The organism is Olleya sp. R77988 (genome assembly GCF_044594215.1).
GTDB lineage: Bacteria > Bacteroidota > Bacteroidia > Flavobacteriales > Flavobacteriaceae > Olleya.
The window spans coordinates 617,488-632,887 of the sequence record NZ_CP138988.1 but is presented as its reverse complement, the minus strand read 5'-3'; the positions used below and the strand labels follow the sequence as shown (position 1 = coordinate 632,887).

The 15,400-nt window shown below is 32.0% G+C and carries 11 protein-coding genes; 5 read left to right on the top strand and 6 right to left on the bottom strand.

The window, feature by feature from the left end:
* Positions 1-14 precede the first annotated feature (14 nt).
* From atpD to SJY17_RS02765, 6 genes are all read right to left on the bottom strand, one after another.
* Complete coding sequence (atpD, locus tag SJY17_RS02790) at positions 15-1,523, bottom strand: F0F1 ATP synthase subunit beta (RefSeq protein ID WP_397363938.1); 1,509 nt, start codon at positions 1,521-1,523, stop codon at positions 15-17.
* 178 nt (positions 1,524-1,701) lie between these two features.
* Complete coding sequence (locus tag SJY17_RS02785; RefSeq protein WP_397363937.1) at positions 1,702-3,150, bottom strand: G-D-S-L family lipolytic protein; 1,449 nt, start codon at positions 3,148-3,150, stop codon at positions 1,702-1,704.
* A 2-nt stretch (positions 3,151-3,152) separates the two neighbouring features.
* The gene (locus tag SJY17_RS02780) at positions 3,153-5,918 is read right to left on the bottom strand and encodes a TonB-dependent receptor (RefSeq protein WP_397363936.1); all 2,766 of its coding nucleotides are present in this window, start codon (positions 5,916-5,918) and stop codon (positions 3,153-3,155) included.
* A 191-nt stretch (positions 5,919-6,109) separates the two neighbouring features.
* Positions 6,110-7,957, bottom strand: coding sequence for a glutamine--fructose-6-phosphate transaminase (isomerizing) (glmS, locus tag SJY17_RS02775; RefSeq protein ID WP_397363935.1), 1,848 nt, complete (start codon positions 7,955-7,957; stop codon positions 6,110-6,112).
* Between the two features lie 6 nt (positions 7,958-7,963).
* On the bottom strand, positions 7,964-9,589 hold the full coding sequence (locus SJY17_RS02770) for a DUF4270 domain-containing protein (protein ID WP_397363934.1): 1,626 nt from the start codon (positions 9,587-9,589) through the stop codon (positions 7,964-7,966).
* Positions 9,590-9,617: 28 nt separating this feature from the next.
* Positions 9,618-10,427, bottom strand: coding sequence for a glycogen/starch synthase (locus tag SJY17_RS02765; RefSeq protein ID WP_397363933.1), 810 nt, complete (start codon positions 10,425-10,427; stop codon positions 9,618-9,620).
* A 111-nt stretch (positions 10,428-10,538) separates the two neighbouring features.
* Between SJY17_RS02765 and panC the strand changes: the two genes are divergently transcribed.
* Genes panC through radA form a run of 5 tightly spaced genes read left to right on the top strand, consistent with a single transcriptional unit; the run spans position 10,539 to position 15,285 of the window.
* On the top strand, positions 10,539-11,387 hold the full coding sequence (gene panC, locus SJY17_RS02760; RefSeq protein ID WP_397363932.1) for a pantoate--beta-alanine ligase: 849 nt from the start codon (positions 10,539-10,541) through the stop codon (positions 11,385-11,387).
* Positions 11,388-11,400: 13 nt separating this feature from the next.
* Positions 11,401-11,751: an aspartate 1-decarboxylase gene (gene panD, locus SJY17_RS02755; protein ID WP_028291594.1), complete on the top strand. Its 351-nt coding sequence runs from the start codon at positions 11,401-11,403 to the stop codon at positions 11,749-11,751.
* Positions 11,752-12,708: a YbhN family protein gene (locus SJY17_RS02750; RefSeq protein WP_397363930.1), complete on the top strand. Its 957-nt coding sequence runs from the start codon at positions 11,752-11,754 to the stop codon at positions 12,706-12,708.
* 36 nt (positions 12,709-12,744) lie between these two features.
* The gene (locus SJY17_RS02745; protein ID WP_397363929.1) at positions 12,745-13,890 is read left to right on the top strand and encodes an alpha/beta hydrolase; all 1,146 of its coding nucleotides are present in this window, start codon (positions 12,745-12,747) and stop codon (positions 13,888-13,890) included.
* A 36-nt stretch (positions 13,891-13,926) separates the two neighbouring features.
* On the top strand, positions 13,927-15,285 hold the full coding sequence (radA, locus tag SJY17_RS02740) for a DNA repair protein RadA (RefSeq protein WP_397363927.1): 1,359 nt from the start codon (positions 13,927-13,929) through the stop codon (positions 15,283-15,285).
* Positions 15,286-15,400 lie beyond the last annotated feature (115 nt).

Sequence of the window (15,400 nt, the reverse complement as noted above, 5' to 3'; positions counted from 1 at the left end):
TATTGTTTTAAATATTAAGCTTCAGCTAACATTTTTTCTCCAGCTTCAATAGCTTCTTCAATAGATCCTTTAAGGTTAAAAGCAGCTTCTGGTAAGTGATCTAATTCACCATCCATAATCTGGTTAAATCCTTTAATAGTTTCTTTAATGTCTACTAAAACACCTTTAAGACCTGTAAATTGCTCTGCTACGTGGAAAGGTTGAGATAAGAAACGTTGTACACGTCTTGCTCTACCTACAGCCATTTTATCTTCTTCAGATAATTCTTCCATACCTAAGATGGCAATAATATCTTGTAATTCTTTATAACGTTGTAATAACTCTTTTACTCTCTGTGCGCAATCATAGTGCTCATCACCTAAAATATCAGCTGTTAAAATTCTTGAAGTAGAATCTAATGGATCTACTGCAGGATAAATACCTAATTCTGCAATTTTACGAGATAATACTGTTGTTGCATCTAAGTGAGCAAACGTTGTTGCTGGTGCAGGATCCGTTAAATCATCTGCAGGTACGTAAACCGCTTGTACAGATGTAATAGAACCTCTTTTAGTTGATGTAATACGTTCTTGCATTGCACCCATTTCTGTTGCTAATGTTGGTTGGTAACCTACTGCAGAAGGCATACGACCTAATAATGCAGATACCTCAGATCCAGCTTGTGTAAAACGGAAGATATTATCAACGAAGAAAAGTACATCTTTTCCTTGTCCTTCTCCAGCTCCATCACGGAAATATTCTGCTATAGTTAATCCAGATAATGCTACACGAGCACGAGCTCCAGGTGGCTCATTCATTTGTCCAAATACGAAAGTAGCCTTAGACTCCTTCATTATATTTTTATCCACTTTTTGAAGATCCCATCCACCTTCTTCCATAGAGTGCATAAAGTCGTCACCATACTTGATAATTCCTGACTCTAACATCTCACGAAGTAAATCGTTTCCTTCACGTGTTCTTTCTCCAACTCCTGCAAACACAGATAATCCACCATGTCCTTTTGCAATGTTGTTAATTAATTCTTGAATTAATACTGTTTTACCAACTCCTGCACCACCAAATAATCCAATTTTACCTCCTTTTGCATAAGGCTCAATTAAGTCAATTACTTTAATTCCTGTAAATAATACTTCAGTAGACGTTGATAAATCTTCAAATTTTGGAGCACTTCTGTGTATTGGTAAACCAGCATCTCCAGCTTTAGGTAAATCACCTAAACCATCAATAGCATCTCCAATTACATTAAATAAACGTCCATAAACATCTCCACCAACTGGCATTTGTATTGGAGCACCAGTTGCTACAACCTCTGTTCCTCTACTTAAACCATCTGAAGAGTCCATAGCAATTGTACGTACAGTGTCCTCACCAATGTGAGATTGTACTTCTAGTACTAGTTTTGAACCATCAGCGTTATTAATTTCTAATGAATCGTAAATTTTTGGAAGTTCAGCACCAGCTCCGAATTCAACATCGATAACTGGACCTACTATTTGTGCAACTTTACCTGTAACTTTTGACATTACTTATCTGTTTAATATTATGGTACTTAATTGAAAGAAAACAAGTTCTGTTTTCGCGTGCAAAGATAGGAGTTTTAATTTAAAATAAAAGTGGATTTTAAGCTTTTTTCTATATAAAAAAACAGCTGCTTTATTAGTCTAATAAAGCAGCTGTTTTTAAATTATATATAATGTCTATCTATTGTAGAGTTGGCGAATAAGTAACACCAAAATCATCTGCAATTGAAACATTACCTGAAGCGACAAAGTTTGAGCCATAAGTAGCATCTATTGCTTCTAAAAATTTATTAGCCATTAATGCATAACCTCTAGCTGTTAAATGAATACCATCTAAACTTACTAATCCACCTGTTACTAGGTCTGTAGTTAGGTTGTAAGTATCAAAAGTAACACCTGTTGATGATGCTTCACTTAAAATAACGTTTAAATTTACTAAAGCTAATCCTTTTGTACTTGCAACACTTGCGATTGTTGCGTTATAACCATCTGTTGCAGTTTTTATTTCTAATTGTTCACTAGGTAATAATGCCCATTTATCTTCTAATGGAATTTGTGTTCCATAACCTTGAGGGATTAAAGTTGATAATGGTAATACAAATAAATCTTCAGCAGTAGCTTGTCTGTAACTTGGAATACCAAAACCTGTCAAGTCTGTTAAAGTTTCATCAACTAAAACCATTGCATTAGTTTCGCTTGCAGCAAATGTTATAGTACGTTGATCAACTTCAGATTGCGTTAATAAACCGTTTGTCATAGCAAATTGTAATCCTCCATTATAAGTAGCATAACCTTGGTTTAATGCTGTCGCTGTAGCAGCGTCTAAAGGTACTGGGTTATGAGGTACAGTTGTAAAGTGTGGTAAATCTGTTATGTATGGTACGTTTGTTACCACTCCATTTGGACAAACTGCTGTTAATTGATTAACCATGTCGTTAAAAACAAAATCAAAAGTAGCAGATGGTGTAATTGGATCTGTTCCGTCTCCACCTGTTGTTGCATAACCTAAAACATCATTACCTCCAATTTCTGATAAAGTAAAAAATGTTGGGTTTTGTGCTATTGCGTATTCTAGCATTGATACTGTTGGTGAGTTTGCAAAGCGACCAAAATAAGGATTTAAGCCAGCATAACCATTAAAATCTATATGCGTGCTTTTTGCTCCAGGTACACCTACGTTTTTAAAGATACTTCCATCTGCAGCTAAACTGTTAGTTACATCTGTAGTAGGTGTAGCAGGAAGTACTTGTGGTCCACTACCATTAAAGAACAATCTTGGATTAGCAAGAACTGTTGTTCCAAAAACTAATCCTCCAATATTATCATTCATTAAAGGTTGTGTAAAAGCACCTCCATTTGCATTTGCAAATTGCTTTGATAATGTATTTGGAAAAGAATTGTCTTGGGCAGCCATAAATAAAGCACCATCAGTATATCCAGAAGTAAATGATGCTCCTAAAGATATATAATTAGAGAAATCTGCAGAACCAGCGGTTAGTGCAGGTAAAATAACAGCATCCTCTGGTGGCATATCTAAAAACTCTTCAAAATCTGACTCATCATTACAAGATGTAAAACCAATTGCTAAAGCAAAAAGTCCTATATATTTTATATTTTTTAATGTTTTCATTATTATAAGTTATTAATTGTTAATGATGCATAATACATAGATCCAATAAATCCAGTACCAAAAGCAGTAAAGTATTCATTACCTGTTAAGTTTGTTGCACCTACTTTAATTATAGACTTTAAACTAGGAACTTTGTAATTGATTTGTGCATCAACAACATGGAATTCTGGAACGACACCATTTCCAAAAGTTGCTTCCCAGAAGTAATCATCACTAAATCTGTATGCGATATTAAATCCAAAGTTTTCAAAGACTTCTGTATGACCAAAAGAGGCTTTAAATTTATGTTCTGGTGTATTAAAATTAGTTTGGAAATCTGGATTAGCTGCTTGGTCAAAATCTTGTTTTGTAAATGTATAACTACCACCTAAATCAAAACCACCTAATACTTTAGTAGATAACCCTAAAGATGCTCCATACGAGTTTACATCTGCACTAGAGTTTGTATAAGCGCTATATGCTTGGAAATCTCCATTAGCTAATGCTGCTACAGATAAACCTCCATCACCAGCAGTACCATATAATGGTGAGATTACTACTTCTTGAGAAATAAAGTCTTGGTACTTATTATAGTAGGTGCTAAAATCTACTATAAGACTTTCAAATTTACCTCTATATCCTACTTCAACAGATGTTACTTTTTCAGGTTTAATAATATCAGGGTTTGACACTGTTAATAATGCTGGATTACCAGCTTCTGAGAATGCAGTAACTGAACTTGCAGAGTATGAGTTATTATATGCTGCAGCTCCAGTTTGTGTTATTGAAGCAGGCTGACCATATAGTGTTTGACCTTCTAGACTAATATCATAATCTCTTGAATACCTATCTAAGTTATTAGGAGCAGATCCTACTAAAACAGCTCTACCAGCATCTAAACCAATAAATAAATCTTGAGTTGTAGGGTTTCTAAATCCTGTTTGTACTGAGGCTCTAACATTATGGTTTCTGTTTAATGTATAAGCTGCAGATAATCTTGGAGAGAAAAAACCATCAAATAATTCTGATTTATCATAACGACCAGATAGCGTTAATTTTATTTCCCTGTCTTCTTCAAGTTCAATGTTTTTCTGTACTTGAGAATATATACCAAATTCTGAATACTGAATTTCTCCATCTCCATCAGTATAGATTGTACCTCCAGAGTTTAATGTGTATTTTCTGTAAGATCCACCAACTTGGATATCTGCAACATCAATTAAATGACTTAAGTTGTAGTTTGCATCACTGTGGAAATATTTTGAGGCATCTTGAAATTTAGATCCAGTTGATAAATCTGGGTCATTAATACTTCTATTAAATGCTGCTTTGTATTGTGGAGAGCCTGGTAAAAAACGTCCAGTATCTGCTTGTGCTCTTGCAGCATCATGCTTTTGTTGTTCCGTTAAACCCAATGGGTTTCCAGATAATTCTATTCCAGCATAAGTACCAATGTAGTCTCCAAACCAATCTGCATCACTTTTCCAAGCTCTGTTTATGTTGATCCCTGTAAATACCATGTCATAAGAGTCTCCTGCTTTGTCTGCAACTTCATATGCTCTAACAAAGAAATTGTCGTTTTTAACTTCTAATTTGTGTTGTTGTTGGAAAAACCCGTTAATATTATATCTGTTTGTTCCTTGATAAATTGTTGAACCAGTACCAACTTTACCAACATAAGATAATTCTAAACTATTTCCTTCAATTGGACGATAATATAATCCCCAATCTGCTTTTACACTTTCTGCATTATAGTTAGTTAAATCGCGTTCATTATAACCTGTTCTACTTACTACTACGTCTGGTATAATACCAAGACCAGATGCAGCTCTAATGTTTGTAGCTACTTCATCTCCATAAATATTTATACCATCATAATTAGTGTTTGATCTTGTTCTTGTTGGATCAATTTTATCAACTTCACTTGTAGCTTGCCAATCTGTACCTTTTAAGTAACCAAAATTTACTTTTGCAGCAAATTTATCAGAAAATTTATGAGCCATTCTAACACTTATGTCTGTGTAAGGATTATCTCCTGCAGCTTCTTGTGAAGTGATTCCTCTTTTAAAAGAAGCACTAATACCTGTATGATCAAATGGATTTTTACTTCTCATAAATAAAATACCATTAAATGCATTTGCACCATATAGTGCAGAAGATGCTCCAGGAAGTAACTCGACACTTAAAACATCCGTTTCAGTCATACCTACTAAGTTTCCTATTGGAAAGTTTAATGCAGGAGTTGAATTGTCCATACCATCTACTAACTGCATAAAACGTGTGTTTGCAAAAGTTGCAAAACCACGAGTGTTTATAGATTTAAATGTTAAACTGTTTGTGTTTACATCTACTCCTTTTAAGTTTTCTAATCCATCATAGAAATCTGCAGATGCAGTATTTTTAATTTCTTTTAATCCAAAACGCTCTACAGTAACTGGAGATTCAAAAATACGTTCAGGAGTTCTAGAAGCAGAAATTACGACTTCATCTAAAGAAGTACCTTCTTTAAGAACGATGTTAAATGTTTGATTGTTTGAAGTTACTTCAAGGTCTTCTGTAGAAAAACCTACACTACTTACTTGAATTGTAAAAGGAGGATTTTGACTTGTGGTAAGTGTAAAGTTACCATCAAAGTCAGTTGCAGTACCTGTTGATGTACCTGCCACTATAACATTAGCACTAGGAATGGGTTGTTGACTTACATCATCTACTACTGTTCCTGTTATTGTTGTTTGCGAAAAAGATATACCGCAAAAGCACAACAATACAATTGAAAGGATTGTTCTCATTTTTTAGATTTAGTTAATTTATATTGCCAATATACGTTTTTTAACGAAATCTTTAAAAAATTAATAATAAAAATTATGCGTGCATAATAGTTTTTTGCAAAAAAAATAGGCTTCAAAATTAAATATTCATAAAAAACATGCTTGATTTTTATGAAATTACAAGCCTTGAAGCCTATTAGATTGGTGTGATTTTACTCTACAGTAACTGATTTTGCTAAATTACGTGGTTGGTCTACATTTTTATCAAGCATTACTGCTATATGATATGACAACAATTGAAGAGGAATAGTAGTTAAAAGAGGGGTTAATGATTCAATGGTCTCAGGAACTTCTATAACATGGTCTGCTACATTTTTAACATCCACATCTCCTTTAGTAACAATTCCAATTATTTTACCAGAGCGCGATTTTATTTCTTGAATGTTACTTACTACTTTTTCATAATGCCCTTTTTTTGTTGCAATAACAAAAACAGGCATTTGCTCGTCAATCAAAGCGATTGGACCATGTTTCATTTCTGCAGCAGGATAACCTTCTGCGTGTATATAAGAAATCTCTTTAAGTTTTAAAGCACCTTCTAAAGCTACTGGAAAATTATATCCTCTACCTAGATACAGGCAATTTTTAGCGTCTTTATATATTTTTGCTACTTTTTTTATGTGTTCATCAGCTTTTAAAGCTTCTTTAACTTTATTAGGAATTAATTCTAGTTCTTGTAGATGATGATGAAAAACAGAGTTTGACATACTACCATTTTCTTTAGCTAACTTTAATGCTATTAAAGTTAAGACAGTAATTTGTGTTGTAAATGCTTTAGTTGATGCTACTCCAATTTCTGGTTCAGCATGTGTGTAAGCTCCTGCGTGAGTTTCTCTAGCAATAGTAGATCCAACAACATTACAAACGCCAAATACAAATGCGCCTTTTGATTTTGCTAACTTAATTGCTGCTAATGTATCTGCTGTTTCTCCGGACTGTGATATTGCAATTACAACATCTTTTTCTGTTATAATTGGGTTTCTGTATCTAAACTCCGATGCATATTCTACTTCAACAGGTATTCTTGCTAAATCTTCAAAAATATATTCTGAAACTAATCCAGCGTGCCAAGATGTACCACATGCAACTACAATTATTCTGTTTGCATTTAGGAATTTTTCGATATTATCATCGATTCCTGCCATTCTAATAATTCCATCTTTTGCATTTAAACGACCTCTGTAAGTATCTTTAATTGCATTTGGTTGTTCATGTATTTCTTTAAGCATGAAATGCTCATATCCCCCTTTTTCAATTTGCTCAATATTAAATTTAAGCTCTTGCATTGTAGGAGTTACTTCAGAATCATCTTTGATTTTTCTGATTTTTATTTTTTTGTTTCTTCTTACAATTGCCATTTCTTCATCTTCAAGATAAATAGCATTTTTTGTGTATTCTATAAATGGTGAAGCATCACTTGCTATAAAAAATTCATCTTCTCCAATACCTATAGCTAATGGACTTCCTAGCTTGGCTACAACAATTTCATTGGGTTTGTTTTTATCAAAGACTGCAATTGCGTAAGCTCCAACTACTTCTGTCAATGCTAATTGTACTGCTTTTCCTAGTTTAACGTTTTGTTTTTTCTTAACCTCTTCTATTAGATTTATTAATACTTCTGTATCTGTATCTGATTTGAAGGTGTATCCACGATTTATTAATTCTTGTTTAATAGACTCGTAGTTTTCTATTATTCCATTATGTATGATTATTAAGTCACCTGAGTTTGAATAATGCGGATGAGAATTTACATCGTTTGGCACACCATGGGTTGCCCATCTTGTGTGACCTATACCAACGCTACCAGAAGTACTTATTTCTTTTTCTGCACGTTTTTCTAAATCGACAACTTTACCTTTTGTTTTAGAAAGTTTAATATCTGAGCCATCATAAAGTGCAATTCCTGCACTATCATAACCTCTATATTCTAAGCGTTTTAAGCCATCCATTACTATAGAATACGCTTCTCTTTTACCTATATATCCAACAATACCACACATATTTTTTTAGTTTTCAGGTTCTGTGTAAAAAATTTCAAAATTTGCTCTAACGTTTTCAGGAACAGCTGGTGTGCTTCCATGTAAAATAGTTCCTTCTGGAGCAATAACAGAGCTTTGAGGAATTATATTAACTGTATCACTGTCCAATGCATCTTGTACTTTAGAGGTGTTAATTAAGTTTACATTTGTTGATACAAATAGCCCTAATTTAACATTTGTAGAATCATTAAAAAGAATTCTGTTTAGATGCTCAGTTAATCTAATTTTATATTTAACACCATTTTCATCTTCATCTCTTTCAAGTGCTGGAGAATAGATTATTTTTGATTCGAATGGGTCTATTGTGTTAGTTGAAGGGTCTATGTAATGATCTAAAATTGGGATTTTATTTTTTAAATCGTAAAGTACTATTCTATCTGGTTCTGTTGCTCCTCCTTCTACATTAGTTTGGTCTACGTAAAAATTTAAATTAGCTTCGTTAATTAACCATTTACCTTCTCTATCTTTAAAATATTCTAAAGCATCTTGAGTGTTATTGTTTTCGTCAATAATATTTCCGTTAAAAAGGTCTATGACAGTCATTGATCCTTGAAAACCTTTTACAAAAAGTTGATCGTCACCATTAATATCATCACCATCGGTAAGTGTTATGAAATCTGATAAGTTTTCAAACGTATTAAATTTTATACTATTAAAGTTAAAAGTATAAGTACTTCTATCTCTTTCTCCATCATCTGTACCATCATTTTCATATCTTATATCAATTTTTGCACCAGTATCAAGATTTAAAAATAGCATGTTGCCCTCATTGTTCATCTGCTTTTCTACTTTAAAAATTAACCCTCTAAAGAAGTTTTTGAAGTCTGAAGTATTTGTTATTTCTGGATTGACGACATCATTTTCTAGTAATAAAATATTTTTCCAGTAATCTAAATCTTCTATTTCTGTAAGGTCTATATATAGTCCTGGAGCACGTCTGTCTTCAATTTCTTCAATTTCTTCAACTGTTCCATCAAAAGGAATTTCTTCAATTAAAATTTCATTTGCACTAGGAGAAAATTCATTATTTGAATATAATAGGTCTCCTTCGTGACTGTCTAAGTTTAAACTTGTATAAGCATCCGAATAATAAGCTTGTAAATCCTCAAAATCTGATTCTGGATCTAAATCACGTAAGTAGTAATTGTTTCTTATTACTGATAATTTATAAGAGCTAGAAAGATCTCCATAAACAGAGTCTAATAAATATATAGAATTACCATCATCATCAGTTTCATCTAAGGTAGAAAAATATGGAATATATAATTTTACAGATATAATTTCTGGGTTATCTCCAAAATCAGGATCTATATCATCAGGTGCAATTTGAGTTATTAAACTAGCTGTTGTTGATCCGTAATTTAGATCTTCATATATTCCTAAAACATTACTTGGTAAGTTGTTAGTTTGTACTGGGTCAAGTTTTTTGTTGTAAGCTATAAAAGGAAATAATTTACTGTTAGTAGTAAAGTTTTGAGCTCCAGTTATGTCACTTTCAACTGTTACAAAATCTTTGTCGCAAGCAATAGCAGTAAAAACAATAATAATCAACAACCCAAAAGGTTTGATTAAGTTTAATGTGTGTTTTTTCATAGGTATTTTTAAATATGGCAATATTGCGTTAGTCTAAAACGCTTGTTGTATAAAAATTAGTATACGCTTCACTAAATTCATCTTTAGCATGATAATCTAAAACAGGTTTTTTAGATTTTTTTAAATATGATGTTAATTCTTCTGGTAAATCTTCTGACCCAGTAATTAAAGCGTCAGAATTATCTATAGCAACTTTCATTAAGTTGTTATAATTAGGGTCTGCTAATATTTTTATTTTATCGTCTTCAATATTATCAAACTGTAATTTCTTGATTAAATCAGTATTAAGGGTTTTTTCAAAACCATTTTTGTATATTGATGTTACTATTTTACTTTCGTTAAATAATGGTTCATCCTTGTAAAATTGTTTTAAATACAATGGTAGTAATGAAGCTAACCAACCATGAACATGAATAATGTCTGGTGACCAATTTAATTTCTTAACAGTTTCAATAACTCCCTTTGCAAAGAATATTGCACGTTCGTCATTATCAGAGAAAAGATTTCCATCCTCATCAGTTAATGTTGCTTTTCTTTTAAAGTATTCATCATTATCTATAAAATAAACCTGAATACGTTCTTTAGGGATAGAGGCAACCTTTATAATTAAAGGCATGTCTAAATCATTAACAACTAAGTTTATTCCAGAAAGGCGTATAACTTCATGCAATTGATGTCTTCTCTCATTTATGTTACCATATCTAGGCATGAAAATTCTTATTTGCCCACCTTGTTGATTCACCATTCTAGGTGTCTCAAAGGACATTGAAGAAATTTCTGTTTCTGGTAAATATGGCACCACTTCAGATGATACATATAATATCTTCTTATCTTTCATAAATTGTATAGCTTTTTCAGAATTATCAATAAAAAACACGCAAAAGTACAAAATTTTATGCAGATTGCCACTAAAATATTAAGTTTGCATGCGTTAATTAAATATTAAAAAATGCTTGTATTTACTAATAAAAACAAAATAGATGGTCATGTTTCTTCTTTAAAAAACAAGGGATTTAAAGTTGGTTTTGTACCAACCATGGGAGCTTTGCATGAAGGTCATTTGTCATTAGTTGAGGAAGGTCTGTCATTTAACAATTTTTTAGTTGTTAGTATTTTTGTAAATCCTACACAGTTTGATAATGCAGAAGATTTAGAAAAATACCCAAGGACTTTAGATAAAGATGTAAATCTTTTAAAAACGGTATCAAAAGATATTATTGTGTATGCTCCAAGCGTAGAAGATGTTTATGAAGGGCAAACAAAAGCACAACATTTTAGTTTTGATGGGTTAGAGTTTGAAATGGAAGGACGCTTTAGAAAAGGACATTTTGATGGTGTTGGTACAATTGTTAAACGTTTGTTTGAAATTGTAAAACCTGATAATGCTTATTTTGGCGAAAAAGATTTTCAGCAACTTACTATTATAAAAAAGTTAGTCCAAAAACATAATATTCCAGTAAAAATTACTGGTTGTAAAATACATAGAGAAACTAGTGGGTTAGCCATGAGTTCTAGAAACACAAGGTTACAACCAGATTATAAAAACGCAGCGCCTTTTATTTATAAAACATTAAAAGAAGCTAAACAAAAGTTTGGCACAAAAAGTGCTAATAAAGTGACAGAATGGGTAACTAAACAGTTTGCAAAGCACAACTTATTAGAGCTGGAGTATTTTATAATTGCAGATGTAAAGACCCTAAAAACAGTAAAACGAAAATCTAAAACTAAAACCTACAGAGCGTTTATTGCAGTTTATGCAGGAGACATAAGATTAATAGATAATATCGCTCTAAATTAATTACCTTTGCCCTATGCAAATACAAGTAGTAAAATCGAAAATTCACAGAGTTAAAGTAACAGGCGCTGACCTAAATTATATAGGAAGTATAACCATTGATGAGGATTTAATGGACGCAGCAAATATTGTTCAAGGAGAAAAAGTGCAAATTGTAAATAATAACAATGGTGCACGATTAGAGACTTATGCAATACCTGGTCCAAGAAACAGTGGAGAGATCACCTTAAATGGTGCAGCTTCTAGGCTAGTAGCTAAAGATGATATCTTAATATTAATAACTTATGCTTTTATGGATATTGAAGAAGCTAAAGTTTTTAAACCATCATTGGTATTTCCCAATGAAGCAAATAACTTGCTAAAATAAATGTCTAAAAGCCCTATTATAAAATTATTAAAAATTTCACTCCCAATTATATTGGGAGTTTTTTTAATATGGTATTCTCTGTCAAAACTATCTTTTCAGGATTTAATAGGGTTTGCCAAGAATGCAGATTATAAATATATTGTTTTAGGTATGTTTTTTGGTTTATTAAGCCATTTGTCTAGAGCCTATCGTTGGGTATTTATGTTAGAGCCTTTAGGTTATAAAATAAAGCTTGGTAATAGTATTATGGCAGTTTTTGCAACATATTTAATCAATTACACAATCCCAAGAGCAGGCGAAGTTGCAAGAGCAACAATCTTAACAAATTATGAAGGCGTCCCTTTTGAAAAAGGATTTGGAACCATAGTTGCAGAGCGTATTGCAGATATGATAGTTATGCTTGGTATAATTGCCATAACCTTGTTTTTACAATTTGACTTTATTTATAATTTTCTTGCTGATAAATTTGATTTAACTAAAATTATTATTGGAGGAGTTGGACTCTCAATATTAGGAATTCTTTTCATTATATTAATAAAAAGGAGTGATTCTAAAATAGCATTAAAAATTAAAGACTTTGTTAATGGATTGATAGAAGGTGCACTTAGTATTTTTAAAATGAAAAAGAAGTGGGCTTTTATCTTCCACACACTGTTTATTTGGACAATGTATGTGTTAATGTTTTATGTAACAACTTTGGCTTTTACAGACTTAAATAATATACCATTTGGAGCAGTTTTAATAGGTTTTATTCTAGCCAGCTTTAGTATTGCAGCAACAAATGGAGGTATTGGTTCATACCCAGAAGCCATAGTGATAGCATTTACGTTATTTAATTTACCAGAAGATCCAAGTCGTGCTTTTGGATGGATAATGTGGAGCTCTCAAACTTTACTAGTCTTTATTTTAGGAGGAATATCGTTGTTGTATCTTCCATTTTTTAACCGAAAAAAATAATTTGTAACTTACACCCAATCTTAATTAATACTTATCATGAAACGCATTCTTTTTCTTTTTGCCAGTATATTTTTTATGCAAACCATAAGCGCACAAACTATATATAAAGAACTAAATTCTGAAAAACTTGGAGAGACTAGACAGATAAAAATACAGTTACCAAGAAACTATGATACTTCAGATAAAAAATATCCAGTAATCTATGTTTTTGATGCAGATTATTTATTTGAACCTGTTGCAGGAAATGTAGATTATTATGCCTATTGGGAAGATATTCCGGAAGCTATTGTTATTGGAGTAAATCAATATGAAAAACGTGAAGACGACTGTTATTATAGCGAGCAAAACTCATTACCAATAGAGTCTGGTGCTGCTTTTTTTGAATTTATTAGTATGGAATTGGTTCCATTTATAAATAAAACATTTCGTACAGAAAACTTTAAGGTTGCAGTAGGACATGGTAAAACAGCTAATTTTATCAATTATTATTTATTAAAAGGCATACCATTATTTCAGTCTTATATTGTCTTAAGTCCAGATTTAGCACCAGATATGGCTTCATACTTAACAGAAGTATTTCCTAAATTACAGCAAAAAACGTTCTATTATTTAGCCACAACAACAAATGATGCAGGAAAAATTCAAGAAAAAACTGAAGCTTTGTCAAAAAGTTTGAAAGCAATAGATAATAAAAATGTGCTAAAAACATTCGACACTTTTGAAGGACCTTCACATTACTCTTTACCAGCCCACGCAATCCCTAAAGCATTAGAAAGTATCTTTTTAGTGTTTCAACCAATAAGCAAAAAAGAATATAAAGAAACTATACTAAATTTAACAGGAAATCCAGTTGAGTATTTGACTGAAAAATACCAAATGATAGATCAATTATTTGGTATAAAAAAGCCTATTTTAATAAACGATTTTAAAGCTATTGAGGCTGCTATTAAAAAGAATAAAAAATGGGAATATTTTGAAGACTTAGGGAAATTAGCAAGAAAAGAATATCCTGATACATTACTTGGTAATTACTATTTAGGACGTTTTTTTGAAGAAACTGGAGAGCCTAAAAAAGCTATGAAAACGTATCAGTCTGCTTATGTTTTATCTGAAATTGCAGGTATAACAAAAGATCACGTTTTAGAGTTAGCAGAACAAATTAAAGCAGACTTTGGATATTAATTAAAAAACAGATTTCCGTTTTCTTAGAAAATAAACATGGCTAAAGTAAAAACCACTTTTTTTTGTCAAAATTGCGGAACGCAATATGCAAAATGGCAAGGACAATGTAACGCTTGTAAAGAGTGGAATACAATTGTGGAAGAGGTTGTACAAAAACCTGAAAAAAACAATTGGAAAACTCCTTCTAACACTCAAAAAAGAGTTTCTAAACCACTGACAATAAAACAAATTGACGCTTCTAAAGAAGCAAGATTAGATACTTTGGACGCAGAGTTTAACCGTGTTTTAGGTGGTGGAATCGTACCAGGATCATTGACGCTTTTAGGTGGAGAACCAGGAATAGGTAAAAGTACACTCTTGCTTCAAATTTCATTAAAATTACCTTATAAAACCCTATATGTTTCTGGAGAAGAAAGTCAGAAACAAATAAAAATGCGTGCAGAACGCATAAACCCTAATAACGAAAGTTGTTATATTCTTACCGAAACTAAAACACAGAATATCTTTAAGCAAATCGCTTCGCTTCAACCTGATATAGTCATAATTGACTCAATACAGACGTTGCATAGCGATTATATAGAGTCTTCAAGCGGAAGCATTAGTCAAGTAAAAGAATGTACTACAGAGCTTATCAAGTTTGCAAAAGAAACTAATACTCCAGTTGTTTTAATAGGACATATTACTAAAGATGGTAATATTGCTGGCCCAAAAATATTAGAGCATATGGTAGATACTGTTTTGCAATTTGAAGGTGATCGTAATCATGTATTTAGAATTTTAAGAGCTCAAAAAAACAGATTTGGATCCACTCATGAATTAGGTATTTATGAAATGTTAGGTTCCGGATTAAGAGAAGTGTCTAACCCAAGCGAGATTTTAATATCTAAAAAAGACGAAGAATTATCTGGTAATGCAATAGCAGCGACTTTAGAAGGGTTACGTCCTTTAATGATAGAAGTTCAGGCATTGGTAAGCACTGCTGTTTATGGTACTCCACAACGTAGTGCAACAGGTTTTAATGCTAAACGATTAAATATGTTATTAGCAGTTTTAGAGAAGCGAGCAGGTTTTAGGTTAGGAGCAAAAGATGTGTTTTTAAATATAACAGGAGGAATACATGTTGATGATCCTGCTATAGATTTAGCAGTTGTTGCAGCTATTTTATCTTCAAATGAAGACGAAGCACTACCAGCTATTTACTGTTTTGCAGGAGAAGTAGGTTTGTCTGGAGAAATTAGACCAGTACAAAGAGTTGAACAGCGTATACTAGAAGCTGAAAAACTAGGTTTTTCAACAATTTTTGTGTCTAAATACAACAAGATTTCTCTAAAAAGTACAGCGATAAAAATTCAATTAATATCAAAAATTGAAGATTTAGTTGAGTTTATTATATAGAAATTTGGTTTGTTTAGTAGCTTATTAAGCTACACTTTATCGGTGTTTTTTGAATGTGTTTGCTTTTAATCGATAAAACAATTCTTATTGTCGAAAATCATATCTATCTATCATC

Excerpts from the sequence above, each read along its gene's own strand:
- atpD (WP_397363938.1), bottom strand. The coding sequence starts at position 1,523 with ATGTCAAAAGTTACAGGTAAAGTTGCACAAATAGTAGGTCCAGTTATC.
- SJY17_RS02785 (WP_397363937.1), bottom strand. The coding sequence starts at position 3,150 with ATGAAAACATTAAAAAATATAAAATATATAGGACTTTTTGCTTTAGCA.
- SJY17_RS02780 (WP_397363936.1), bottom strand. The coding sequence starts at position 5,918 with ATGAGAACAATCCTTTCAATTGTATTGTTGTGCTTTTGCGGTATATCT.
- glmS (WP_397363935.1), bottom strand. The coding sequence starts at position 7,957 with ATGTGTGGTATTGTTGGATATATAGGTAAAAGAGAAGCGTATTCTATA.
- SJY17_RS02770 (WP_397363934.1), bottom strand. The coding sequence starts at position 9,589 with ATGAAAAAACACACATTAAACTTAATCAAACCTTTTGGGTTGTTGATT.
- SJY17_RS02765 (WP_397363933.1), bottom strand. The coding sequence starts at position 10,427 with ATGAAAGATAAGAAGATATTATATGTATCATCTGAAGTGGTGCCATAT.
- panC (WP_397363932.1), top strand. The coding sequence starts at position 10,539 with ATGCTTGTATTTACTAATAAAAACAAAATAGATGGTCATGTTTCTTCT.
- panD (WP_028291594.1), top strand. The coding sequence starts at position 11,401 with ATGCAAATACAAGTAGTAAAATCGAAAATTCACAGAGTTAAAGTAACA.
- SJY17_RS02750 (WP_397363930.1), top strand. The coding sequence starts at position 11,752 with ATGTCTAAAAGCCCTATTATAAAATTATTAAAAATTTCACTCCCAATT.
- SJY17_RS02745 (WP_397363929.1), top strand. The coding sequence starts at position 12,745 with ATGAAACGCATTCTTTTTCTTTTTGCCAGTATATTTTTTATGCAAACC.
- radA (WP_397363927.1), top strand. The coding sequence starts at position 13,927 with ATGGCTAAAGTAAAAACCACTTTTTTTTGTCAAAATTGCGGAACGCAA.